We start from the raw sequence: 21,537 nt of genomic DNA on the forward strand, positions 1-21,537 counted from the left end.
CATTCAGGCGACCATGATGACCGCGACGCCGGCAAGCGTCGCAGCGCCCAGCACGACAAACAGATTGAGATGAAAGCGCAGCAGCGCCACGCCCGCGCCCAGCGCGATGGCCAGCGCTGCGACATCGAGCGTAGCGAGCGCCGGCACGGGCAGCGTCAACGGCCCGACCACCCTCGCTCCAACGGAACCGAACAGCACGTGCAGCGCAAACCACACCGCCAGGTTGGAAATCACGCCGACCACGGCAGCGGTGATCGCCGACAACCCGGCTGACAGCCACCTGACCGACCGCAGCCGCTCGATATGCGGCGCGCCGGCGAAAATCCATAAAAAGCACGGCGCAAAGGTGAAAAACAGCGCGATCGATCCGCCGATCAACCCGCCCGTCATCGGATCCAGCCCCGCCTCGCGCGCGCCGCCGAGAAAACCGACAAACACCAGCACAAGGATCAGCGGCCCGGGCGTGGTTTCCGCCAGCCCCAGCCCTGCCAGCATGTCGCCCGGCACCAGCCAGCCATGCACTTCGACCGCCTGCTGGCCGACATAGGCCAGCACCGCATAGGCGCCGCCGAAGGTGACGATCGCCGCCTTGGAGAAAAATTCCGCCATCGCCGCAAAGGTCTGCGGCAGGCCGGGCACGGCAAGCAGCAACGCCAGCGGCGCCAGCCAGACCGCCCCCCAGATGCCGACGGTGCGCAAGGTCGGCCCGGTCAGGCCCGGCAGCATGACTGCCGGCCCCTGATCGACCGCAGCCGCTGCGGCCTCGTCCTTCCCTGCCATACTCGAATGGGACGCAAGAATGCCGATAAGCCCCGCGCCGAGCACGATCAGCGGGAAAGGCAGCTTGAGAAAGGCGATGGCGACAAAGGCAAGCACCGCCAGCCCCCAGGCAAGCCGGGTCTTGAGCGCCCGTTTCGACACCCTCAGCAGGGCTTCGACGACAATGGCCAGCACCGCCGCCTTGAGCCCGAACAGCACGCCCGCCACCACCGGCAGGTCGCCATGGCGGAAATAGACCGCCGACAGCGCCATGATCACCGCGAAGCCGGGCAGAATGAACAGCAGACCGGCCAGCAGCCCGCCGCGCACGCCGCGCAGCAACCAGCCCGCATAGGTGGCCAGTTGCATCGCTTCGGGCCCGGGCAGCAGCATGCAGAAATTCAGCGCGTGCAGAAACCGCGGCTCATCCAGCCAGTTGCGTTCTTCGACCAGTTCGCGATGCATCAGCGCGATCTGCCCGGCGGGGCCGCCGAATGACAGCAGCCCGATCCGCCCGAAGACGCGAAACATCTCGGACCAGGAGGGAGAAGATATCAAACTCATGCTGCAGCTTTCCCCGTCGTCCGGATCTGGGTCTCACGGGTGGCGTGACGGCACCAGGCAAACAGCGCGTCATGGATCACCATGGAGTTTTCAAGCTGTGCCAGATCATCATCTTGCAAAGATGACAATCCCCGCAAAATCGCCTGCAGGCCGGCCGATTGCGGTTCGTCCGCCCCGGCACTTGCACCGCGCAGAATGCGGGCGAAATGACGCAAGGCCGGATCCTCGATGCCGAACAGATCGAGCAGCTTGTCGGCACTGCAGGTTTCCCCGACTTGACAAAAATTGCGCGCGCCTTCGACCGCAAACGGGATTGCCCCCATCTCCTCGGCAATATCGACCACCCATTCGGCCTCGACAAAGTGGAACTGCGCCAAGGGATCGATGAAGCGGCGCACCAGCCAGGCAAAACCCAGGCCGTCGCCCCCCGGCCTTTCGCTGGTAATCCAGAGCGTCGGCTGCGGCAGAAGCAGCGGCACATCCGGCCCGCGCTGTTTGAGCACCAGCCCGCCGGCGGCCTCATAGGCATCAATCCCGCCCTCAAGGTGCCGGGCGTCAAACCCTTGCGCCCGCAACCGCGCCACCGCGAGCTGGCTGACATTGTGGCCGTGCAGGCAATAGACCACGATCGGCCTGCCGAGCCTGGCCAGGTCCGGACCCCAGATTTCGGTCTGCATGTGGTCGCGCCACACCGATCCGGCAATCGACCGGGCCTCTTCCTCGAACTTGAAACAGCGTGTGGCGGCAACAACCGTCGGCCAGTTATTGGTGCCGGACAGGTTTGACAGGTCGTGAGCCGAGATGGATTTGGACATGGATGTCCCCTTCGCATAAATACGAAGGGCGGAGCTTGGGCTTGCGCCTGCACCGGGGAGTCCACCCGTAACCCCGTGCAGACAGCCTAGAGACGGTAGCCGACCGCGTCAACCGGCCTTACACGACCGGCGGAAACGGATCCCATCAGCCGATCGCCCGGTCGAGGATTTCGACCAGAAAGGCATCGCGGTCCGCTGGTGGCCTGCAGTCGTCATATCCAAGCCGGCCGGAGATGAACAACTCGGAAAAGCCGTGCACCATGCTCCAGATCGCCATCACATCGGTCATTGCCGACGCATTCTCGAAGGGCGAGACGCCGCGCAGCCGGGCAACACCTTCGGCCAGATGCACAAAGGAAGCCTGGGCGGCCTCCGTCAGCTCATCCGACTTCTGGTGGGATTTGTCCGCCGCGAACATCAGCCGGAACAGGGCCGGCGAACTGACCGCGAAATCGAGATAGCCCAGCCCCGACGCCAGCACCTGCTGGCGCGGATCGCCGCTGGTCTCCGCCTTTTGCCGCGCCTCCATGGCGGCGAGAAACCGGCGGAAGCCTTCCGTGGCCAGCGCATCGAGCAACCCCTTGGCATCGCCGAAATGATGAGCCGGCGCAGAGTGGCTGACCCCCACCCGCTTGGCCACGGCTCTCAAGGAAAACCCGTCGATCCCGGATTCCGCCAGAACCTCTTCTCCCGCCTTGAGCAGCGCCGCGCGCAGGTCGCCATGATGATAGCTATCTTTTGTCTTGAGCATGGCAGCAAACTAGCGCGCCATCTGGACAGTGTCAAATTTATCTTGACAGCGACAAGATAAGGCTTCACCCTCAATCTAGTCACTGTCCAGATGGAGATTTCCACATGAACCCCGATACCCTCTTTCAACTCTCAGGCCCGCTGGCAATGGCCGGTTGGCTGGCCCTGGCCGCGTCGCCCCTCGCGCCCCGGCTAACCCAGCTTGCAGCCGGTCTTGTCATTCCGGTCATCCTTTCGCTCGGCTACACCGCGCTCATCCTTGCCAACTGGTCGAGCGCCGAAGGCGGCTTCAACAGCCTGGCCGAAGTCATGCTGCTCTTTACCAATCCCGCCGTCGCCCTGGCCGGCTGGCTGCACTACCTGGCCTTCGATCTCTTCGTTGGCGCCTGGGAGGTCCGTACTGCGCGGCGCACCGGCTTTCCGCATCTTCTGGTGCTGCCCTGCCTGGTGCTGACCTTCCTGTTCGGCCCCATCGGGCTCCTGGTCTTTCTCGGCCTGCGGCTGGTTCATGGCCGCTTTGCAACACAGACCGCCGGAGGTCTGGCATGACCGACATTGCATTTGCTCCCCTCTCCCGCCCGGCCTCACACAAGGGCCTGTTTGATGCTGAGCCCCTGTTTGCCGCAGCCGGAATGCTGATTGGCCTGTCGCTGGCGCCGACACTGGTGGCCATGGCGCTCGACCAGCGACAGTTCCTCGGTGAAAATGTCTGGCTGAAACCGGTCAAGTTCCAGATTGCCCTGTCGCTGTACCTGCTGACTCTGGCCTTTTTCGCCCGCTGGCTGCCCGCAGGACTGACCGCGCAGCGCAGCTACCGGCTCTATTCCGCCACGGTCGTCTTTGCCGTCATTGCCGAACTGGCCTGGATCAGCGGCGCCGCAATGTTCGGCATCGCCTCCCATTTCAACGTCGGCACGCCGGTGATGCAGGGCATCTACAGCCTCATGGGCCTGTTCGCCGTGCTGCTCACCTCGGCGACGCTTGTTCACGGCATTGCCATCCGGCGCAATTCGCGCACCGGACTGCCACCCGCCCTGCACCTCGCCATCTGGCTCGGCCTGGTGCTGACCTTTGCGCTGACGCTGGTGGTTGCCGGAACCATGGCCTCCCTGCCCGGCCACCTGGTCGGCACGCCGGTTTCCGGCGCAACAGTGCCGATCATGGGCTGGTCGCGCGAAGTGGGCGACGTGCGCGCGCCGCATTTCTTCGCCACCCATGCCATGCATGCGCTTCCGCTTGCCGGCCTGCTCGCCACTGCCCTGCTGCCGCAAAGAATGGCATCCCGCGCTGTGTGGGTCTTTGCCATCCTGTTCACCATATTGGTCACGGCAAGCTTCGCCGGCTCGATGGCCGGCCTGCCGTTGATACCGGAATTCTGATGCCGGGCATCCATGACAACGCACCCGCTCCAAAGCTTGCAATCGCGCGGTTGCTCGGCTATAGCGGCCACGTCCGTGCAGACACCCTTGGAGGCAACGCGGATGAGGCGCCGGAAACGGCGCTTGATGTTTTTTGGGACCAGCGCAAGCTTGTCACCGGAAAGCAGCCCCAGATTAGAACCTCGAAAGGACTTGCCATGAGCAATGTTGCATATGAGCTTAAGGCCGAGGCGCGCGAACGGGTTGGTAAGGGGTCCGCCCGTGAACTTCGCCGCAACGGTTTGATTCCCGCCGTCATCTATGGTGACAAGAAAGAACCCGTCTCCATCGCGCTCTCGCGCAATGAAGTCACCAAGAAGATGCATGCCGGCGGCTTCTTCACCACGCTTGCGACCATTGAGGTCGAAGGCAAGAAGTACAGTGTGCTGCCCAAGGACATTCAGCTGGATCCCGTGCGCGACTTCGTCCTGCATGTCGACTTCCTGCGCGTGTCGAAAAACACCCAGGTGACTGTGGACATTCCGGTTCACTTCGAAAACGAAGAGAAGTCCCCCGGCCTCAAGCGCGGCGGCGTTCTCAACGTCGTGCGTCACACGGTCGAATTCCACTGCCCGGCCAATTCGATCCCGGATTCGATCCAGGTCGACCTCACCGGCCTCGAAATCGGCGACGGCATTCACATCTCGCATGTCACGCTGCCTGAAGGCGTTGAGCCGACGATCACCGATCGCGATTTCACCATCGCCACGATCGCATCGCCTGCCGGCCTGAAGAGCGACGACAATGCCGCTGGCGAAGACGATGCTGCAGACGAAGCAGCCGAAGGCGACAGCGAAGATTAAGCTGTCCTGGCACTTTATTGAGGAACAGGTTCCATGTTGCTGATCGTAGGCCTTGGAAATCCGGGACCCCAATATGCCAGGAACCGGCACAATGTCGGATTTATGGCGGCGGACGCAATTGCCCGCCGCCATTCCTTTTCCGGATTTTCGAAGAAATTCCGCGGTGAAATCGCCGAAGGCACCCTTGCCGGCGAGAAGGCCCTGCTGCTCAAACCCATGACCTTCATGAACCTGTCAGGCGACAGCGTCGGCGAAGCCATGCGGTTCTACAAGCTCAAGCCTGCCGACATCATCGTCATCCATGACGAGCTCGATCTCGCCCCGGGCAAGCTCAAGCTCAAGACCGGTGGCGGCAATGGCGGCCATAACGGGCTCAAGTCGATCGACGCCCATTGCGGCAAGGACTACAAGCGGCTCCGCATCGGCATAGGTCATCCCGGCCACAAGGACCGCGTCAATCCGCATGTGCTGGGCGATTTCGCCAAGGCGGATCAGGACTGGCTGCAGCCGCTGCTCGATGCCATCGCCGATCATGCCGAGCTGATCGCCAAGGGCGACGATGCAGGCTTTTTCAACAAGATCGCGCTCGCCACCGGCACCGCAGCCCCCAAGCCTGAAAAACCCGCCAAAGCCCCGGCCTCGCCCGGCGGCAAACAGGCCCCGGCCGGCAAATCCCACATCCGCCAGGCCCGCAATTCGGCCCAGCCGAAGACATTGCCGGCGTCAGGCCCGATGGCCGACATGCTGAAGCGGCTGTTCGGCAAGGACTGAGCAGCCACTCACACAATCGTCATTCCGGCTTGAACGGTCTTTTCGCTATCCTGAGGCTGATGAAACACCGACGGGAGAGTTGAGCCATGTCCATTTTCAAGATCATACGCAAGGCCATTGCCATGCCTTTGCTCGCGCTGGCAGTCCTGACCGGGGCAGCCATGGCCGGTGAGACCAATCTGAGCTTCCACGGCATCGCCATCCAGGGCCATGACCCCGTCGCCTATTTCACGCAAGGCAAGCCGGTACCGGGAGATCCGGACATCACCGCCACCCATGATGGCGCCATCTACCAGTTTGCTTCGGCAGAGCACAAGGCTGCTTTTCAGGCCGATCCGGCCAGATACGCGCCGCAATATGGCGGCTATTGCGCCTATGGCGCGTCCCAGGGCTACAATGCCCCGGTCGAGCCGGAGCAGTTCACCATTGCCGACGGCAAGCTCTATCTCAATTACAACGCCGATGTGCGCAAGCGCTGGAATGAAGATCGCGGCAGCTACATCAGCAAGGCCGATGCCTATTGGGCGTCAAAATGAGCCCGGTGTGATTGGGCAGGCTGCCGGATCACAATTCGGCAATGCGTTGCCAGAACAGATCGACAAAGCCGCTGATGCCGGCCTCGATCAGCGTGGCAATGCCGAGCCCGGCGCCGTCGACCAGGACCATGACGCCAAGACCGCCCATGACGGAAAAGACCACCGACAGCCGCAGGTTCTTGAGACTGTCGAGGCGGTAGTAACCGGCATCGTCGAATTCGGTGCCCCAGAGATAATCGCCCCAGCTGTAATCGCTCGAGACCAGGATATTGACCGCCGGCGTGTCCGACAGCTTGTCCGGGAACACGTTGAACACCGCCCGCACCGTGTGGGCCAGCACGCCGAAAATCGCAAAGATCACGCCCGCGACGACAAAATGCCAGGTGGCAAGTTCGGTTTCCATGACGGCCTCTCCGAGATCTGACAGTGCGCAAGGTCGCACACAAACCTTTCCGTCGGGTTGACCGGCAAGCTGCGGCGGAAACGGGTATGCCCCGTCCCCGCCGGCAATGGCTTGAAGGCCTCTTTCCGCTACAGATACATGCCGCCCGAGACCTCGATGCGCTGCGCTGTCATCCACTGGTTCTGGCCAAGCAGGATGCTGGCAATGGCGCCGCCGATATCGTCGGGCAGACCGGCCCGGCCCATGGCGGTCACGCCGGCGACAAAGGCATTGGCATCGGGATTGTCGCGGACCGCGCCGCCGCCGAAATCGGTCTCGATCGCGCCCGGCGCAATCACGTTGACGGCAATGCCGCGCGGCCCCAGCTCCTTGGCCTGGTAGCGGGTCAGCACCTCGATGGCGCCCTTCATCGCTGCATAGGCGGCAAAGCCCGGCACACTGAAACGGGCCAGCCCGGTGGAGACGTTGAGGATACGTCCGCCATCGGCAATCAGAGGCAGCAGGCGCTGGGTGAGAAAGAACACGCCCTTGAAATGGACATTCATCAACGTGTCGAACTGCTCTTCCGTGTTCTCGGCAAATGCCGCATTGATGCCCATGCCGGCATTGTTGACGAGATAGTCGAATGTCTGTCTTCCCCAGCCCCTGTCGAGCGTGCCTTCCAGTTGTCCGGCAAAACCGGCAAATTGTGCCGTGTCTCCGGCATCAAGCTGCAGCGCCGCAGCCTTGCCGCCCAGCGCCTCGATTTCCGCGACCACGGCAGCCGCCTCGTCGGCGCGCGAGAGATAGGTCAGGACAATGCCGACGCCCTTGCGGGCCAGGTGAAGGGCTGCATTGCGGCCGAGCCCTCGGCTGCCGCCAGTGATGAGTGCGATTGTGTCGGTCATGGCTGTCTCCTGCGTTTGTGATGGGCGCAAGATAGCCGCAGCGCCCCGGTCCGGCCTGCCGGATCCTCCACAGCTTCTGCCCGATCCTCCAGAATCGCAGTTCAAGACGTGACCACGCCGGGCGATTGGCCTATTGCTGGGAAAGCGAAAGGACATGGCGCATGACGGTTCACGATCTGGCGAAACAGGTGAATGATTACATCGGAGACGGCCCGGACATGACCAAGGGCCGGGAAACCGGGATCGAGGGTCTCTACGTACACCGGCAGAGCAAGCCGAGCCCGTTCGAGGCGACGATCTACCACCCGGTCATCTGCCTAAACCTGCAGGGCCGCAAGCAGGTGGCGGTCGGCGAGCGCTCGGCCGAGTTCGGCCTGGGCCAGTCGCTGATAGTCAGCCATGACCTGCCGGTGGCCGCCCGGGTGACCGAAGCCAGTCCGGAGCACCCCTATCTGGCCATCATCGTGGCTCTCGACATTGCCATCCTGCGCGGTCTCAGCGAAGAGATCGGCGACACGGCCCGCGGCAATCACCGCGCCGGCGCACTTGCCACCAGCATCACCGATGCAGCGCTGGTCGACGCCATGAGCCGCTATTTTGCTCTTGTCGGCGATCCGCTTGAAGCAAGGGTGATGGCGCCGCTGATCCTCAAGGAAATCCATTTCCGGCTGTTGATGGCCAGCCACGGCGGCATGCTCAGGCAGTTGATGCAGCGCGACAGCCATGCCAGCCGCATCTCACGCGCCATCGGCAGGATCCGCACCGGCTATCGCAGCCCCCTGACGGTCGCCGGCCTGGCCGAGGAAGCCGGCATGAGCCCGTCGTCGTTTCACGACCATTTCAAGCAGATCACCGGCACCACGCCGCTGCAGTACCAGAAGGACATGCGCCTGATGGAAGCGCGCCGGCTGATCGCTTTCGACGGATTGTCCGTGTCCTCTGCCGCCTATGAGGTCGGCTATGAAAGCGCCACGCAGTTCAGCCGCGAATATTCGCGCAAGTTCGGCACTCCGCCCCGCGCGGATGCCGTTCGTCCCGGCTTTGCCGTCTGAGCGACATTTAAGCCGCCATCGGATCGCTTTAGCGCTGCTGCGCGCCGCCAACACCTGTTCGCCCCTTGACGCGGCACGTCACATCCATACAAAGCCCGCAACTATCTACATCAAGGACACCAATCCCATGGGTTTCAAATGCGGCATCGTCGGGCTGCCTAATGTCGGCAAGTCCACACTGTTCAACGCGCTGACGCGGACGGCGGCTGCGCAGGCGGCAAACTATCCGTTCTGCACCATCGAGCCCAACACCGGCGAAGTGGCGGTCCCAGATCCGCGGCTGAAGAAACTCGCCGAAGTGGCCGGTTCCAAGGAAATCATTCCGACCCGCATCGCCTTCGTCGACATTGCCGGTCTGGTCCGTGGCGCGTCCAAGGGCGAAGGCCTGGGCAACAAGTTCCTGGCCAATATCCGCGAAGTCGACGCCATCGTCCATGTACTGCGCTGCTTCGAGGATGACGACATCACCCATGTCGAGGGCCGCATCGATCCCGTCGGCGATGCCGACACCATCGAAACCGAGCTGATGATCTCCGATCTCGAAAGCCTCGAGCGCCGCACCGAACAGACCCGCAAGCGCGCCGCCTCCAAGGACAAGGAATCGATGACGGTGCTGCCGATGATGGAAGCTTCGCTGAAGCTGCTGCAGGACGGCAAGCCGGTCCGCACCATGCTCAAGGATCTGGCCGACGAGGATCTCGAGATCCTCCGGGGCCTCAATCTTCTCACCGCCCACCCGGTGCTCTATGTCTGCAATGTCTCGGAAGCCGATGCCGTCGACGGCAATGCGCACACCGAGGCCGTCGCCAAGATGGCAGCCGAACAAGGTGCCGAAAGCATCGTGGTTTCCGCGGCCATCGAATCCGAAGTGGCGCAATTGCCCGACGAGGAAAGCCAGGAATATCTTGCGGCTCTGGGACTAGAAGAAGCCGGTCTCGACCGCCTGATCCGCGCCGGCTACAGCCTGCTCGACCTGATCACCTATTTCACCGTCGGCCCCAAGGAAACCCGCGCCTGGACCATCGAGCGCGGCACCAAGGCCCCGGCCGCCGCGGGCGTGATCCACACCGATTTCGAACGCGGCTTCATCCGCGCCTTCACCATCGCCTATGACGACTATGTCACGCTCGGCGGCGAAGTTCCGGCCAAGGAAGCCGGCAAGGCGCGCGACGAAGGCAAGGAATATGTCGTCCAGGACGGCGACGTGATCCACTTCCGCTTCAACACCTGAACCAGACCTGACAATAAAGCGTGTTCCGAAAAGTGGGAACCGGTTTTCGAAAAAACCACGCGCCAAAACAAAAGCCTAAAGCACATTGCATGAATACGATTGAATGCAATGTGCTTTAGCACGAATTATCACCCCGGACGGCCTTTGACAGGCTGCGCCGGGGTGATTGCGTTCGGCCGTCAGTCTGGCTGCACCGGCGCCTCGATGCTGGCTGATCAGGTCTTTTTGACCGGGCAGGTCGACAGTCCGAACAATGAATAGAGCGGACAGGTGCCGAACAGGCCGGTGAACAGCGGGATGATGCCGATCAGCGCGAAATATCGCCATGCAGCGTCCTGATAAACAAAGAACATCGCAAGCAGGACCACTCCGGCCAGGATGCGGATGACGCGGTCGACAGTGCCGACATTCGATTTCAACATTTCGGGCTCCTTTTCAGCATCAGGCGGACACGCCTTCGAACATATAGACACTACGCCATATGAGCCGCCCCGCCTTGACCGGGATCAAACGCTCATGCGGCCGGCAGGAGTTGACGGATCCGCGCGCGCAGCGTCAGGATGGCGAATGCGCGGATTGACGAGTTCCGTCTAAAGGCAACCTTTCAAACCTAAAAGGAACCCTCTAGATTGGCCTCAGACGCCTCACAGAGAAAGCGACCGATATCCATGCAAAAGGATGACCTCCTCCATTACGAGGACATGAGCCCCGGAACCGTGTTCCCGCTCGGCCCGAAACATGTGTCCGCCGAGGACATCATCGCCTTCGCGATGGAATATGACGCCCAGCCGATGCATCTCGATGCCGAGGCCGGCCGCAATTCCATCCTCGGCGGACTGGCAGCCTCGGGCTGGCACAGCTGCGCGATGATGATGCGGATGATGGCCGACTCCTATCTGCTGCGCACGGCTGCCGAAGGCGCTCCCGGGGTCGATTTCGTCAAGTGGCGGAAACCGGTGCTGGCGGGCGACGTCCTGGCGGGCGAAACGCGGGTGCTCGATGCCCGCGAATCGAAATCCCGGCCCGGCGTCGGCATTGTCAGCCTGCGCCATGAACTGAGAAACCAGAGCGGCGACACCGTGCTGGAATCGGAAAACCCGGTGCTGGTGCGCCTGCGCGCCGCGGAGGCAGCCCGACCATGATCATTGACCCCGTCTTCGAACCCGGAACGCGCAAGGAACTGGGCAGCCAGGTCTTCACCGCCGAAGCGATCATCGACTTTGCCCGCCGCTTCGATCCGCAGCGGTTCCATGTCGATCCGGAAGCCGCCAAGGACAGCATTTTCGGCGGCCTGTGCGCCTCGGGATGGCATACCGCCGCCACCTGGATGAAACTCAATCTGGCGTCCAACGCCATCGAGGCGGAACGCGCCCGCGCCGAAGGCCGCAGCCTGCCCGAATATGGCCCCTCGCCCGGCTTTCGCAATCTGAGATGGTTCAAGCCGGTCTATGCCGGCGACGAGATCTTCTACTCCCGCACCATCCGCGGAACCAGGCCGCTCAATTCGCGGCCGGGCTGGTCGATCCTCGAACTGACCTCCGAGGCCTGCGACAAGGATGGCGAACTGGTGATGAGTTTCGATTCGGCCGCACTGATCAAGTTTCCCGTCGCCGGAGGCGACACGGCCTAGCAGGCGCCAAGCGGCACCAGAACCCGCCCGGAAGGCGAGAGCGGCTCAGTGGCCTTCGTAGGAGACCAGCGTGCGCACCTGCACGCCGAGGTCCTCGAGCTTCTTGCGTCCGCCGAGATCGGGCAGGTCGATGACGAAACAGGCGGCAACGATATTGGCGCCCATCTGGCGCAGCAATTTGACCGCACCTTCCGCGGTGCCGCCGGTGGCGATCAGGTCGTCGACCAGGATGACGCTTTCGCCCTCCATGATAGCGTCCCTGTGCATTTCCATTTCATCCACACCATATTCGAGGCTGTAGGCCACCCGCACCGTGTCATGCGGCAGCTTGCCCTTCTTGCGGATCGGCACGAAACCGGCCGACAGCTGGTGCGCCATGGCGCCGCCGAGAATGAAGCCGCGCGCTTCAATCCCGGCAATCTTGGAAACCTGCAAGCCGGCATAGGGATGCACCAGCTCGTCGATCGAGCGCCGGAATGCCCGCGGCGCGCCCAGCAGCGTGGTGATGTCACGAAACAGGATGCCCGGCTTGGGGTAATCCGGAATGGTGCGGATGGCAGCGCGCAGTTCGTTTTCAAGATCGGTCATGGTGGTGGTCCCCAAATTTATCTCAGCTTGCGATGCGGCGTGGCGCGGTGCAAGCGGCTTGCGCCGGACATGAAAACGCCGCCCGGAGGCGGCGCAATCAGAATGATTCAAACCTTGAGGCTCAGTGATCCTTGTTGGAATACACGGCCTTCTTGGTCAGGTACATCAGCGTCGAGAAGATCGCCAGGAACAGGATCACCATGAAACCGGTGCGCTTGCGTTCTTCCATGTGCGGCTCGGCCGCCCACATCATGAACGCGGAAACGTCATGCGAATACTGTTCCAGCGTCTCGGGCGCGCCGTCATCATAGGTCACCTGCTCATCCGAAAGCGGAGGAGCCATGGCCAGTGCAGGACCGCTGACGAAATAGGGGTTGTAATAGGACCCTTCCGCCACTTCCACACCATGCGGCGGCTCCTGGTAGCCGGTCAGCAGCGAATAGATGTAGTTCGGACCGCTTTCATTGTAGCCGGTGAACACATCGAAGATGAACTGCGGGAAACCGCGTTCGACATAGCGCGCCTTGGCCAGCAGCGAGAAGTCCGGCGGGGCTGCGCCACCATTGGAGGCCGCAGCGGCTTCCGCGTTCGGGAACGGTGACGGGAAATAGTCCGTTCCGACCGCCGTGCGCGTGTACATGTCGCCATCGGCATTCGGGCCGTCCTCGACTTCGTAATTGGCTGCGAAGGCCTTGACCTGGTCCTCGGAATAGCCAAGCGCATCCAGCGTGCGGAAGGCGACGAGGTCCATCGAGTGGCAGGCCGAACAGACTTCGACATAGACCTTCAGGCCACGCTGCAGCTGACCCTTGTCATAGGTCCCGAAGGGTCCGGCAAAAGACCAGCTCTGCTCTTTCGGGTGCAGAATCGGGTAATGCGGGGTGCCGCCTTCCTCTTCCGCCGCGACTGCCGGGCCGGCACCAATCATGGTTGCCAAAGCGAGCGGAACGATGCTTGCAAGAAGCTTTTTCATATCTCAGATCCTTTCCGTCGCGCCGCTCAGCCGCGTGTTTCTGGTGAGGCGGCCGCCGACGACGCAGCCCCGCCACTGCCGCCATTCTTGGCAAGCACGGCTTCGGTGATGGAGTTCGGCAGACGCTTGGGCGTTTCGATCAGCCCCAGCACCGGCAGGATGACGAGGAAGAAGGCGAAGTAGTACAGCGTCGAGATCTGCGCCATGATCGTGTAGGCGCCTTCCGCCGGCTTGGCGCCAAGCCAGCCCAGGAAGATCGCGTTGGCCACGAAAATCCAGAAGAACAGCTTGTACCACGGCCGGTAGACCGCCGAGCGGACCTTCGAGGTGTCGAGCCAGGGCAGCACGAACAGCACGGCGATGGATCCGAACATGGCCAGCACGCCGCCCAGCTTGGAATCGATCGGTCCGATGTTGAAGGTGATGGCGCGCAGGATCGCGTAGAACGGCAGATAGTACCATTCCGGAACGATGTGCGCCGGTGTCTTCAGCGGGTCTGCCGGAATGTAGTTGTCGGCATGGCCCAGGAAGTTCGGCATGAAGAAGATGAAGTAGGCAAACACCATCAGGAAGATGGAAATCGCCAGACCGTCCTTGACCGTCGCATAGGGCGTGAACGCCACCGTGTCGGTCTTGGACTTCACTTCAACGCCGGTCGGATTGGTCTGACCGGTCACATGCAGCGCCCAGACGTGCAGGATGACGACGCCGACAATCATGAACGGCAGCAGGTAATGCAGCGAGAAGAAGCGGTTGAGCGTCGGGTTGTCGACCGCAAAGCCACCCAGCAGCAATTGCTGGATCGGTTCGCCGATCCCCGGGAACGCCGTGAAGAAGCCGGTGATCACCGTTGCGCCCCAGAACGACATCTGCCCCCATGGCAGCACATAGCCCATGAACCCGGTTGCCATCATCAGAAGGAAGATGATCACGCCGAGGATCCACAGCACTTCGCGCGGCGCCTTGTAGGAGCCGTAATACATGCCGCGTGCGATATGCAGATACACGGCGACGAAGAAGAACGACGCGCCATTGGCATGCATGTAGCGCAACAGCCAGCCGGAATTGACGTCGCGCATGATCTTTTCGACCGACTGGAAGGCAATGGCCGAATTGGCGGCGTAATGCATGGCCAGCACGATGCCGGTCACCAGCTGCACCACCAGCATCACCGCAAGGATGCCGCCGAAGGTGTAGGCGTAATTGAGGTTTCGCGGCACCGGATAGGAGACGAAACTGTCATGCACCATCCGGGTCACCGGAAGGCGCGAATCCATCCACTTTCCGAAACCGGTGGTGGGCTGGTAGGTTGAATGATCACTGCTCATAGCTTGAAGCCCCCTCAGCCAATCTTGATAACGCTGTCAGACACGAAGGAAAACACCGGCACGGGCAGGTTTTCCGGAGCCGGACCTTTGCGGATACGGCCTGCCGTATCGTAATGCGAACCGTGGCACGGGCAGAACCAGCCGCCGAATTCGCCGGCCTGGCCGAGCGGAATGCAGCCCAGATGGGTGCAGACGCCGATCATCACCAGCCAGTTTTCCTTGCCTTCGCCGGCCGAACGATCCAGGTCGGTCGCCTCGGCGGCGGCAGCGATATTGGCATTGCGCGCCACCGGATCCTTGAGGTCGCCGACGGCAACGGCCTTGGCTTCCTCGATCTCGGCTTCGGTGCGGTTGCGGATGAAGACGGGCTTGCCGCGCCATTTCACCGTCAGCGACATGCCCGGCTCGAGGCTCTCGACATTCACTTCAATCGAGGACGCTGCCAGCGTCGAGGCGTCGGGGCGCATCTGGTCGATGAACGGCCAGGCAAAACTGCCCACGCCGACCGCGCCTGCCATCCCCGTGGCGATGTAAAGAAAATCGCGGCGGGTGGGTTCACCCGCGCCTTCGCTTTGTGTCATTGGCTCACTCACGGCTCAACGTCCTCTTCAAGCTGCGTCCGGACCAGCCTTCCGCCCCACTGGTGTTAGCAGGTTCGACCATACCGCTCTAGGCGGATTCGGCCAATGCCGACAATGCGGCGGAATTCTGTCAATCGCGCGGTTTCTAAGCGGGATGGAAGGATAAGTCCAGACCAGACGAAGACAGAAGGGCACATTGTCGCGGGGAAAAGCTGGAAGCTATTCCGCAGCCTCGTCCACACCGATGAAACCGCCCGACTGCCGGGCCCACAAATCGGCGTAAAGCCCGCCCCGCGCGATCAGTTCGCCATGGGTGCCGGTTTCAAGGATCCGGCCATTGTCCATCACCACCAGACGGTCCATCCGGGCAATGGTCGACAGCCGGTGGGCAATGGCGATGACGGTTTTTCCGTCCATCAGCTCGTCGAGATTTTCCTGGATGGCGGCTTCGACTTCCGAATCAAGCGCCGAGGTGGCCTCGTCCAGCACCAGGATCGGCGCGTTCTTGAGCATCACCCGGGCGATGGCGATTCGCTGGCGCTGGCCGCCCGACAGCTTAACCCCGCGGTCACCGACATGGGCATCAAGTCCCTTGCGGCCACGCTGGTCCGACAACCCGTTGATGAAGGACAGCGCTTCGGCCCGCCGCGCCGCTTCGAGGATCTCCCTGTCATCGGCATCGGGACGGCCAAACACGATGTTTTCGCGAATCGAGCGATGCAGCAGCGAGGTGTCCTGGGTGACCATGCCGATGGCCTGGCGCAGCGATTCCTGCCTGACATCGGCGATGTTCTGGCCGTCGATCTCGATCCGGCCCGACTGCAGGTCATGAAATCTCAGCAGCAGATTGACGAAGGTCGACTTGCCGGCCCCGGAGCGGCCGACCAGGCCGAGCTTTTCGCCCGGCGCAATCGACAACGACAGATCGTCGATTACCGGCAGCGAGGCATCGCCATAGCTGAAACAGGCGTGCTCGATGCGGATCGCGGCCGAACCCACCTCGAGATCCTGCGCCCCGTCACGGTCGCGCAGGCCGATCGGGCGCGCCACCAGTTCCGCCGAATTCTGCACGGTGCCGAGATTGCGCATCAGCGAGTTGAGCTGTGTCATCATCCGCCCCAGCAGCATGTTGAGCCTGAGCACCAGCGACAGCGTGAAGGCCACCGAACCGACCGATATCGCCCCGGTCAGCCACAGATTGATCGAGAAACCGGCAATCGCCGCGATCATGATCCCCGAAAGGGCTGCCAGCGACGCGCGGACGCCGGTCAGATGCCGGGTGAACGGAATGATGGCGGCAATGAACTGGTCAAAGCCCTGCCGGATGTAGCGGTCATTGTCGGCTTCGCGGGCATAGAGCTTGAGGGTCTGGATATTGGAATAGCTGTCGGTGAGCCGGCCGGTCAGCAGCGCCGAAGCCTCGGCATTGGCCCGGGCATAGCGCCTTATCCGCGGCACGAAAAACCGCGCCAGCACACCAAAGGCTGCCACCCAGACCAGCACCAGAGCCGACAGTCTCCAGTCGAGCTGGAAGACCAGCGCCATGGTGGTGACCGTGTAGATCAGGATGAACCAGACCACCTGCAGCAGCGACACCATGAAATCGCCGGTGGCCTGGCCCGCCGACCAGACCTTCGAGACAATGCGTCCGGCAAAATCATTCTGGAAAAACGCCAGGTCCTGGCGCGAGACATGCGCATGCGCCTGCCAGCGCACCAGGTTGTAAAACCCCGGAATGACGGTCTGTTCCTCGACCAGTGCGGCCACGGTGACGACGACGAACCGCGCCACCACCACGACAAACAGCATGAAGGCCAGGGTCGGCCCATGCGCCGCGATCAGCCCGTCCCAGCCCGCGCTCGGCTCGGCCGCGTCCAGCACATCGACCAGCAGTCCGACAAAATAAAACAGCGCCGCCTCGAGCAGCGCCACCAGCCCGCCCAGCGCCAGCATGGCGGCAAATGCCCCCTTGGCCTGCCCGACATAATGCCACAGGAATGCCCGCGTCGACGCCGGCGGCCGGTAGCTCGAACGCCGGACAAACGGATCGATCCAGCGTTCGAAAAGGGCGAGGACGGGTCTGAGTATCATGGACGCAACAATAGGGCGCAGCGATGATTTGGCAATATCGTCAGCCCCCTACTCTGCTGCCGTCGCATCGGCATTCGCATCGATGAAACCGCCCGACTGCCGCGACCACAGATCGGCATAGATGCCGCCCGAACGGATCAGGTCGTCATGGATGCCGGTCTCGACAATCTCGCCGCCATCGAGCACCACCAGACGGTCCATTTCGGCAATGGTCGACAGGCGGTGGGCAATGGCGATCACGGTCTTGTTCTCCATCAGCGCAAACAGGTTTTCCTGGATTGCCTGCTCGACCTCCGAATCAAGCGCCGAAGTGGCTTCGTCGAGCACCAGGATCGGCGCGTCTTTCAGGAACACCCGCGCAATGGCGATGCGCTGGCGCTGGCCGCCGGAAAGCTTGACGCCGCGTTCGCCGACATGGGCGTCGAGCCCTGTGCGCCCGGCCAGGTCTTCCAGCCCCGCGATGAAATCGAGCGCATTGGCCTTGCGCGCGGCTTCGATGATCTCGGCTTCGGTTGCCTCGGGCCGGCCATAGGCGATGTTGTCGCGCACCGAGCGATGCAGCAGCGACGTGTCCTGGCTGACCATGCCCACCTGCCCGCGGAGGCTATCCTGGCTCACCTGCGCAATGTCCTGGCCATCGATCAGCACCCGGCCCGATTCCAGATTGTAAAATCTGAGCAGCAGGTTGACGAGCGTGGTCTTGCCCGCACCCGAGCGGCCGACCAGGCCGATTTTCTCACCCGGCCTGATCGACAGCGACAGGTTCTCGATCACCCCGCTCTGCTTGCCATAATGGAAGCGGACATTCTCGAAGGTGATGGCACCCTTTTTGGCGACGATGTTGCCGGCGCCGGGCTGGTCGACCACGTCATGCGGCTTGACCATCATCCCCATGCCGTCCTGCACCACGCCGATATTCTCGAAGAAGCCCGAGACCTCCCACATGATCCATTGCGACATGCCGTTGATCCTGAGCGAAAGCCCGATGACGATGGCAATCGAGCCGACCGACACGATCCCGTTCAGCCAGAAGCCGATCGACATTGCCGAGACGACGAACACCAGGACCGAATTGTTGAAATAGATCAGCGACTGGAACATCGTCACCTGGCGCATCTGCCGGTGCACGGTCTGCAGGAACATGTTCATGCTTTCCTGCGCATAGCTTTCCTCGCGGCCGGCATGCGAGAACAGTTTCACCGTCGAGATATTGGTGTAGCTGTCGACCACCCGGCCGGTCATGGCCGAGCGCGCATCGGCCTGATCGGTCGAGATCCGCTTCAGCTTCGGCACGAAATGCATGATCAGGCCGATATAGACCGCCAGCCAGAACAGTAGGGGCAGCACCAGCCGCCACTCGGCGCTGGCCACCATGCCGATCATGGCGATGAAATAGACCGAGACATAGACGAACACGTCCAGAAGCTTCATCACCGCTTCGCGGATCGACAGCGAGGTCTGCATCACCTTGGTGGCGACCCGTCCGGCAAATTCATCGGAAAAGAAGCTCAGGCTCTGACGCAGCAGATAGCGGTGCATCTGCCAGCGCGCGATCATCGGGTAATTGCCCAGCAGCGTCTGGTGAATGATCAGCGAATGCAAGAGCACCGTGACCGGCAGGGCGATCAGGACGATCAGCCCCATCAGCACCAGGCGGCCGGATTCGCGCTCGATAAACCCTCGCGGATCGGAATTGGCGAGCCAGTCGACGATCGAGCCCAAAAACCCGAACAGCATCACTTCGCCGATCGAGATCAGCGCGGTCAGGACACCCATGGCAATCAGCCACGGCGCGGCATCCTTCGAATAGTGCCAGCAAAACGCCACCAGCCCTTCGGGCGGTGCGGTCGGCGGCGCTTCGGGATAGGGGTTCAACCGTCGTTCAAACCATCCAAACATGGATGTCTCCTCGAATAAATCGGCAGACCGTGCCGGTGCAACACACAGGCATAGCCGCAACAAAGGCGAAGTTCAGGCGATCGGGCCTAGCGCCCTACGGGAAGAACACGGACGCAAAAAGGGAAACTGGAACCGCGATAAACCCGTAAGGTCAGTGGCCGGGGGCCGCCGCAAGGAAGCTGGTAGAAATGATGCGCACAACAGCCTCCTTCAGGTTCGCGTTAAAGATGAACCGGTGTAGACCAGATTTGGCCCGGTCGCCAGATTGGCGTGAGAGGTTTGTGCCGGCATGGCCGCATCCTTGCTTGATATTGTGATAAAAACACCACAGACACTGTCTCCATGACCAAACCTCTCATCGCCCTTTACCAGCCCGACATTCCCGGCAACACCGGTGCCATATTGCGGCTCGGCGCCTGTTTCGGCCTCGGTGTCCACATTGTCGGTCCGGCCGGCTTTGACATGACCGACCGGTCGCTCAAGCGCGCCGGGATGGATTACATCGAGATGGCGGCACTCACCCGCCATGATGGCTGGGAGGAATTCGAGATCTGGCGCCATGCAGAAGGCCGGCGGCTGGTGCTGATGACCACCCAGGCAGCCACGCCCTATACTGATGACAGCGACCAGACGATCACCGCCCAGGACGTGGTGCTGTTCGGACGCGAAAGCGCCGGCGTGCCGCCCAGGGTCCACGAGGCCGCCGATTCGCGGCTGACCATTCCGATGGTCGAAGGCCGGCGCAGCCTGAATTTGGCGATGAGCGTCGCGATCATCGCCGGTGAGATCACCCGCCGGTTCGGGCTGTAGTCCAATGCCAGTTCAGTCATAGCTGACCACCTCGAACTCGATGCCGTTCTCGTCATCGAAATAGAACCGGCGGCCGGGTTCGTAATCGGCATGGCTGTGGGTCGCATAGCCCAGCGCCTTGATCTTTGCCTCCACCGCGTCGAGATCGTCGACGACGATGCCGACATGGTTGAGGCTGGCGACCCGGTCTTTCTGGATTCCAGAACTCGGGCGTACAGCCTTGGGCGTGTAGATTGCCAGATAGGCGTCATCGTTCCCCACGTGCATGGTCAGGCCGTCATTGAGAGCCGGACCCTGCCAGCGGATTTTCCAGCCAAACACGTCGCACAGCCACCTGGCGGTGGCGGGTGCGTCGGCGACGGTGAAATTGACATGCTCTAAGCTCGATTGCGGCATTGGTCTGCTCCTTCAACTGGTAAGCGGTTGCCTGTGATGAAAGTCATGCTACTTTCTCAAGTGCACTTGAGGTCAAGGAGTTTTTTCACCAATGTCCATCGCTGCCGCCAAGGGCCTGCTCTCCATCGGAGAAGTGGCCAGCCGCACCGGGCTCGCCGTCTCGGCGATCCGCTATTATGATGATGAGGGGCTGGTCGCGGCACGGCGCACGCCCGGCGGAAAACGCATGTTCCTGCGCTCCGACATCAGGCGGCTGTCCTTCATCCTGATTGCCCAGCAACTGGGGTTTTCACTTGAAGAAATCCGCGTCCAGCTCAGGCAATTGCCGCTCGAACGCACGCCCAACAAGCGCGACTGGGAAAAGATCAGCAAGGGATTTCGCGCCCATCTCGATGCCCGCATCGGCATGCTGGAACGGCTGCGCGACCGGCTCGACGGCTGCATCGGCTGCGGCTGCCTGTCGCTCGAGGCCTGCAAGCTCTACAATCCGGATGACCGGGCCCAAAAAGCAGGAACAGGGCCGCGGCTGGTGCTGCAGAAATCGGTTGATGCCGGGACAGGCTAAGGCCGGTCTAATCTGAACGGGCTCAGTATTGAACGGCGATGACGTCCGTTAAGATGAAATCATTTCCCTTGAACAGCAGCGGTTGGTCGAGAACCTTGGCACAGCCATAGGACAGGCAATCGCCGAAATTCAAAGAAGCTGGATGGCGACCTTTTCCGAAACGGTCGAATGCATCAAGCGCAACAAAGCCGGCATCCTGCGTGATCGGGGCAATCTGAATGTCAAATTCCTTCAAAAAATCCTGCAGCTCTGCCAGTGCGGTTGGAATTGCAAGACTTCTCTTTTTGGCAAGATTGACGACCACCTCCCACACCACTGCTGCACTGACAAAGCGCGCATCGGCATCCCCCATCTGCTCAAGAAGCATGACGGCGTCGTTTTCTTCCGTCATGACGGCAACGAGAGCGGATGAATCAATGAACATCAATCGTCCTCATACAAGTTGTCTATGAATGCCTTCTCGTCATATTCGGTTTCGCTGCGCTTTGTCCGGGCATTGAAGGCCTTGCTCCAGGCGACGCCCCGATCCACATAATTCTGTTTCACGCCGGGCTCGCCAAGCGCCCGCTCCAAAGCCTGCCTGACAGCTTCTGTTTTTGTCTTCGCTTTGATGGCTGCCTGATAGCGCTCGGCCAGCGCATCGACAGATTCATCCTTGATGAAAAGAGCCATGGCGCACAATCCTGT

General features: G+C 61.8%; 26 protein-coding genes. 11 read left to right on the forward strand and 15 right to left on the reverse strand.

The genetic code is table 11. The annotated features are described in order from the left end of the window. Nucleotides 1-3: 3 nt before the first annotated feature. From chrA to OEG82_RS19435, 3 genes are all read right to left on the reverse strand, one after another. Nucleotides 4-1,323 (reverse strand): chromate efflux transporter, encoded by a 1,320-nt coding sequence (gene chrA, locus OEG82_RS19425; RefSeq protein WP_267614013.1) that lies wholly within the window; start codon nucleotides 1,321-1,323, stop codon nucleotides 4-6. Next, the gene (locus OEG82_RS19430) at nucleotides 1,320-2,138 is read right to left on the reverse strand and encodes a chromate resistance protein ChrB domain-containing protein (protein WP_267614014.1); all 819 of its coding nucleotides are present in this window, start codon (nucleotides 2,136-2,138) and stop codon (nucleotides 1,320-1,322) included. Before OEG82_RS19430 ends, chrA begins: the two co-directional genes overlap by 4 nt. A 145-nt stretch (nucleotides 2,139-2,283) precedes the next feature. After that, entirely contained in the window at nucleotides 2,284-2,889 is a 606-nt protein-coding gene (locus OEG82_RS19435; protein WP_267614015.1) for a TetR/AcrR family transcriptional regulator, read from the reverse strand. A gap of 104 nt (nucleotides 2,890-2,993) precedes the next feature. On the opposite strand from OEG82_RS19435, the gene OEG82_RS19440 reads away from it, so the two are divergent. The 5 genes from OEG82_RS19440 to OEG82_RS19460 all read left to right on the forward strand — a co-directional run bounded on the left by OEG82_RS19440 (nucleotide 2,994) and on the right by OEG82_RS19460 (nucleotide 6,416). Continuing rightward, nucleotides 2,994-3,437, forward strand: a complete 444-nt coding sequence (locus tag OEG82_RS19440) for an ABA4-like family protein (protein WP_267614016.1) — start codon at nucleotides 2,994-2,996, stop codon at nucleotides 3,435-3,437. After that, nucleotides 3,434-4,267, forward strand: coding sequence for a hypothetical protein (locus OEG82_RS19445; protein ID WP_267614017.1), 834 nt, complete (start codon nucleotides 3,434-3,436; stop codon nucleotides 4,265-4,267). The genes OEG82_RS19440 and OEG82_RS19445 overlap by 4 nt, the downstream gene beginning before the upstream one ends. Before the next feature lie 197 nt (nucleotides 4,268-4,464). After that, on the forward strand, nucleotides 4,465-5,109 hold the full coding sequence (locus tag OEG82_RS19450) for a 50S ribosomal protein L25/general stress protein Ctc (RefSeq protein WP_267614018.1): 645 nt from the start codon (nucleotides 4,465-4,467) through the stop codon (nucleotides 5,107-5,109). 33 nt (nucleotides 5,110-5,142) lie between these two features. After that, a complete protein-coding gene (gene pth / locus OEG82_RS19455) occupies nucleotides 5,143-5,880 on the forward strand; it encodes an aminoacyl-tRNA hydrolase (RefSeq protein WP_267614019.1) in 738 nt (245 codons plus the stop codon). A gap of 86 nt (nucleotides 5,881-5,966) precedes the next feature. Next, nucleotides 5,967-6,416 carry a YHS domain-containing (seleno)protein gene (locus OEG82_RS19460; protein ID WP_267614020.1) on the forward strand — a complete coding sequence of 150 codons (450 nt, stop codon included), beginning with the start codon at nucleotides 5,967-5,969 and terminating at the stop codon, nucleotides 6,414-6,416. 28 nt (nucleotides 6,417-6,444) lie between these two features. On the opposite strand, the gene OEG82_RS19465 is transcribed toward OEG82_RS19460, so the two are convergent. Both OEG82_RS19465 and OEG82_RS19470 read right to left on the reverse strand, forming a co-directional pair. Then, nucleotides 6,445-6,819: a hypothetical protein gene (locus OEG82_RS19465; protein WP_267614021.1), complete on the reverse strand. Its 375-nt coding sequence runs from the start codon at nucleotides 6,817-6,819 to the stop codon at nucleotides 6,445-6,447. A 128-nt stretch (nucleotides 6,820-6,947) separates the two neighbouring features. Continuing rightward, the gene (locus OEG82_RS19470) at nucleotides 6,948-7,706 is read right to left on the reverse strand and encodes an SDR family NAD(P)-dependent oxidoreductase (RefSeq protein ID WP_267614022.1); all 759 of its coding nucleotides are present in this window, start codon (nucleotides 7,704-7,706) and stop codon (nucleotides 6,948-6,950) included. 161 nt (nucleotides 7,707-7,867) lie between these two features. Here OEG82_RS19470 and OEG82_RS19475 point away from each other — a divergent pair, with 161 nt between their 5' ends. After that, nucleotides 7,868-8,758: an AraC family transcriptional regulator gene (locus tag OEG82_RS19475; RefSeq protein ID WP_267614023.1), complete on the forward strand. Its 891-nt coding sequence runs from the start codon at nucleotides 7,868-7,870 to the stop codon at nucleotides 8,756-8,758. A 127-nt stretch (nucleotides 8,759-8,885) separates the two neighbouring features. Beyond that, nucleotides 8,886-9,989, forward strand: coding sequence for a redox-regulated ATPase YchF (gene ychF / locus OEG82_RS19480; RefSeq protein ID WP_267614024.1), 1,104 nt, complete (start codon nucleotides 8,886-8,888; stop codon nucleotides 9,987-9,989). 215 nt (nucleotides 9,990-10,204) lie between these two features. Here ychF and OEG82_RS19485 read toward each other — a convergent pair whose 3' ends face one another. Continuing rightward, nucleotides 10,205-10,411, reverse strand: a complete 207-nt coding sequence (locus tag OEG82_RS19485; protein WP_425497601.1) for a YgaP family membrane protein — start codon at nucleotides 10,409-10,411, stop codon at nucleotides 10,205-10,207. 246 nt (nucleotides 10,412-10,657) lie between these two features. On the opposite strand from OEG82_RS19485, the gene OEG82_RS19490 reads away from it, so the two are divergent. Both OEG82_RS19490 and OEG82_RS19495 read left to right on the forward strand, forming a co-directional pair. Beyond that, a complete protein-coding gene (locus OEG82_RS19490; protein ID WP_267614025.1) occupies nucleotides 10,658-11,131 on the forward strand; it encodes a MaoC family dehydratase in 474 nt (157 codons plus the stop codon). Then, nucleotides 11,128-11,619 carry a MaoC family dehydratase gene (locus OEG82_RS19495; RefSeq protein WP_267614026.1) on the forward strand — a complete coding sequence of 164 codons (492 nt, stop codon included), beginning with the start codon at nucleotides 11,128-11,130 and terminating at the stop codon, nucleotides 11,617-11,619. Before OEG82_RS19490 ends, OEG82_RS19495 begins: the two co-directional genes overlap by 4 nt. A gap of 45 nt (nucleotides 11,620-11,664) precedes the next feature. Here OEG82_RS19495 and OEG82_RS19500 read toward each other — a convergent pair whose 3' ends face one another. The 6 genes from OEG82_RS19500 to OEG82_RS19525 all read right to left on the reverse strand — a co-directional run bounded on the left by OEG82_RS19500 (nucleotide 11,665) and on the right by OEG82_RS19525 (nucleotide 19,079). Continuing rightward, nucleotides 11,665-12,207 carry an adenine phosphoribosyltransferase gene (locus OEG82_RS19500; RefSeq protein WP_047029039.1) on the reverse strand — a complete coding sequence of 181 codons (543 nt, stop codon included), beginning with the start codon at nucleotides 12,205-12,207 and terminating at the stop codon, nucleotides 11,665-11,667. 121 nt (nucleotides 12,208-12,328) lie between these two features. Then, on the reverse strand, nucleotides 12,329-13,180 hold the full coding sequence (locus tag OEG82_RS19505) for a cytochrome c1 (protein WP_267614027.1): 852 nt from the start codon (nucleotides 13,178-13,180) through the stop codon (nucleotides 12,329-12,331). 26 nt (nucleotides 13,181-13,206) lie between these two features. Next, nucleotides 13,207-14,508, reverse strand: a complete 1,302-nt coding sequence (locus OEG82_RS19510; protein ID WP_267614028.1) for a cytochrome b — start codon at nucleotides 14,506-14,508, stop codon at nucleotides 13,207-13,209. A 14-nt stretch (nucleotides 14,509-14,522) separates the two neighbouring features. Next, complete coding sequence (gene petA / locus OEG82_RS19515) at nucleotides 14,523-15,101, reverse strand: ubiquinol-cytochrome c reductase iron-sulfur subunit (protein ID WP_267614029.1); 579 nt, start codon at nucleotides 15,099-15,101, stop codon at nucleotides 14,523-14,525. A gap of 207 nt (nucleotides 15,102-15,308) precedes the next feature. Then, nucleotides 15,309-17,180 (reverse strand): ABC transporter ATP-binding protein, encoded by a 1,872-nt coding sequence (locus tag OEG82_RS19520; RefSeq protein WP_267614030.1) that lies wholly within the window; start codon nucleotides 17,178-17,180, stop codon nucleotides 15,309-15,311. 48 nt (nucleotides 17,181-17,228) lie between these two features. After that, a complete protein-coding gene (locus OEG82_RS19525) occupies nucleotides 17,229-19,079 on the reverse strand; it encodes an ABC transporter ATP-binding protein (protein ID WP_267614031.1) in 1,851 nt (616 codons plus the stop codon). A 342-nt stretch (nucleotides 19,080-19,421) separates the two neighbouring features. Between OEG82_RS19525 and OEG82_RS19530 the strand changes: the two genes are divergently transcribed. Then, complete coding sequence (locus tag OEG82_RS19530; protein ID WP_267614032.1) at nucleotides 19,422-19,889, forward strand: tRNA (cytidine(34)-2'-O)-methyltransferase; 468 nt, start codon at nucleotides 19,422-19,424, stop codon at nucleotides 19,887-19,889. A gap of 12 nt (nucleotides 19,890-19,901) precedes the next feature. Here the strand turns inward: OEG82_RS19530 and OEG82_RS19535 are convergent, their stop codons facing one another. Continuing rightward, entirely contained in the window at nucleotides 19,902-20,285 is a 384-nt protein-coding gene (locus OEG82_RS19535; RefSeq protein WP_267614033.1) for a VOC family protein, read from the reverse strand. Between the two features lie 91 nt (nucleotides 20,286-20,376). Between OEG82_RS19535 and soxR the strand changes: the two genes are divergently transcribed. After that, a complete protein-coding gene (soxR, locus tag OEG82_RS19540; protein WP_267614034.1) occupies nucleotides 20,377-20,850 on the forward strand; it encodes a redox-sensitive transcriptional activator SoxR in 474 nt (157 codons plus the stop codon). Nucleotides 20,851-20,872: 22 nt separating this feature from the next. Here soxR and OEG82_RS19545 read toward each other — a convergent pair whose 3' ends face one another. Next, nucleotides 20,873-21,274, reverse strand: coding sequence for a type II toxin-antitoxin system VapC family toxin (locus OEG82_RS19545; protein ID WP_267614035.1), 402 nt, complete (start codon nucleotides 21,272-21,274; stop codon nucleotides 20,873-20,875). Next, nucleotides 21,274-21,522, reverse strand: a complete 249-nt coding sequence (locus OEG82_RS19550; RefSeq protein WP_267614036.1) for a type II toxin-antitoxin system VapB family antitoxin — start codon at nucleotides 21,520-21,522, stop codon at nucleotides 21,274-21,276. The genes OEG82_RS19545 and OEG82_RS19550 overlap by 1 nt, the downstream gene beginning before the upstream one ends. Nucleotides 21,523-21,537 lie beyond the last annotated feature (15 nt).

This window comes from Hoeflea ulvae, from assembly GCF_026619435.1.
GTDB classification, from domain to species: Bacteria; Pseudomonadota; Alphaproteobacteria; order Rhizobiales; family Rhizobiaceae; genus Hoeflea; species Hoeflea ulvae.

What these genes read in the sequence shown, in the direction of transcription:
- chrA (WP_267614013.1), bottom strand. Translation starts at nt 1,323, where the DNA reads ATGAGTTTGATATCTTCTCCCTCCTGGTCCGAGATGTTTCGCGTCTTC.
- OEG82_RS19430 (WP_267614014.1), bottom strand. Translation starts at nt 2,138, where the DNA reads ATGTCCAAATCCATCTCGGCTCACGACCTGTCAAACCTGTCCGGCACC.
- OEG82_RS19435 (WP_267614015.1), bottom strand. Translation starts at nt 2,889, where the DNA reads ATGCTCAAGACAAAAGATAGCTATCATCATGGCGACCTGCGCGCGGCG.
- OEG82_RS19440 (WP_267614016.1), top strand. Translation starts at nt 2,994, where the DNA reads ATGAACCCCGATACCCTCTTTCAACTCTCAGGCCCGCTGGCAATGGCC.
- OEG82_RS19445 (WP_267614017.1), top strand. Translation starts at nt 3,434, where the DNA reads ATGACCGACATTGCATTTGCTCCCCTCTCCCGCCCGGCCTCACACAAG.
- OEG82_RS19450 (WP_267614018.1), top strand. Translation starts at nt 4,465, where the DNA reads ATGAGCAATGTTGCATATGAGCTTAAGGCCGAGGCGCGCGAACGGGTT.
- pth (WP_267614019.1), top strand. Translation starts at nt 5,143, where the DNA reads ATGTTGCTGATCGTAGGCCTTGGAAATCCGGGACCCCAATATGCCAGG.
- OEG82_RS19460 (WP_267614020.1), top strand. Translation starts at nt 5,967, where the DNA reads ATGTCCATTTTCAAGATCATACGCAAGGCCATTGCCATGCCTTTGCTC.
- OEG82_RS19465 (WP_267614021.1), bottom strand. Translation starts at nt 6,819, where the DNA reads ATGGAAACCGAACTTGCCACCTGGCATTTTGTCGTCGCGGGCGTGATC.
- OEG82_RS19470 (WP_267614022.1), bottom strand. Translation starts at nt 7,706, where the DNA reads ATGACCGACACAATCGCACTCATCACTGGCGGCAGCCGAGGGCTCGGC.
- OEG82_RS19475 (WP_267614023.1), top strand. Translation starts at nt 7,868, where the DNA reads ATGACGGTTCACGATCTGGCGAAACAGGTGAATGATTACATCGGAGAC.
- ychF (WP_267614024.1), top strand. Translation starts at nt 8,886, where the DNA reads ATGGGTTTCAAATGCGGCATCGTCGGGCTGCCTAATGTCGGCAAGTCC.
- OEG82_RS19485 (WP_425497601.1), bottom strand. Translation starts at nt 10,411, where the DNA reads ATGTTGAAATCGAATGTCGGCACTGTCGACCGCGTCATCCGCATCCTG.
- OEG82_RS19490 (WP_267614025.1), top strand. Translation starts at nt 10,658, where the DNA reads ATGCAAAAGGATGACCTCCTCCATTACGAGGACATGAGCCCCGGAACC.
- OEG82_RS19495 (WP_267614026.1), top strand. Translation starts at nt 11,128, where the DNA reads ATGATCATTGACCCCGTCTTCGAACCCGGAACGCGCAAGGAACTGGGC.
- OEG82_RS19500 (WP_047029039.1), bottom strand. Translation starts at nt 12,207, where the DNA reads ATGACCGATCTTGAAAACGAACTGCGCGCTGCCATCCGCACCATTCCG.
- OEG82_RS19505 (WP_267614027.1), bottom strand. Translation starts at nt 13,180, where the DNA reads ATGAAAAAGCTTCTTGCAAGCATCGTTCCGCTCGCTTTGGCAACCATG.
- OEG82_RS19510 (WP_267614028.1), bottom strand. Translation starts at nt 14,508, where the DNA reads ATGAGCAGTGATCATTCAACCTACCAGCCCACCACCGGTTTCGGAAAG.
- OEG82_RS19520 (WP_267614030.1), bottom strand. Translation starts at nt 17,180, where the DNA reads ATGATACTCAGACCCGTCCTCGCCCTTTTCGAACGCTGGATCGATCCG.
- OEG82_RS19525 (WP_267614031.1), bottom strand. Translation starts at nt 19,079, where the DNA reads ATGTTTGGATGGTTTGAACGACGGTTGAACCCCTATCCCGAAGCGCCG.
- OEG82_RS19530 (WP_267614032.1), top strand. Translation starts at nt 19,422, where the DNA reads ATGACCAAACCTCTCATCGCCCTTTACCAGCCCGACATTCCCGGCAAC.
- OEG82_RS19535 (WP_267614033.1), bottom strand. Translation starts at nt 20,285, where the DNA reads ATGCCGCAATCGAGCTTAGAGCATGTCAATTTCACCGTCGCCGACGCA.
- soxR (WP_267614034.1), top strand. Translation starts at nt 20,377, where the DNA reads ATGTCCATCGCTGCCGCCAAGGGCCTGCTCTCCATCGGAGAAGTGGCC.
- OEG82_RS19545 (WP_267614035.1), bottom strand. Translation starts at nt 21,274, where the DNA reads ATGTTCATTGATTCATCCGCTCTCGTTGCCGTCATGACGGAAGAAAAC.
- OEG82_RS19550 (WP_267614036.1), bottom strand. Translation starts at nt 21,522, where the DNA reads ATGGCTCTTTTCATCAAGGATGAATCTGTCGATGCGCTGGCCGAGCGC.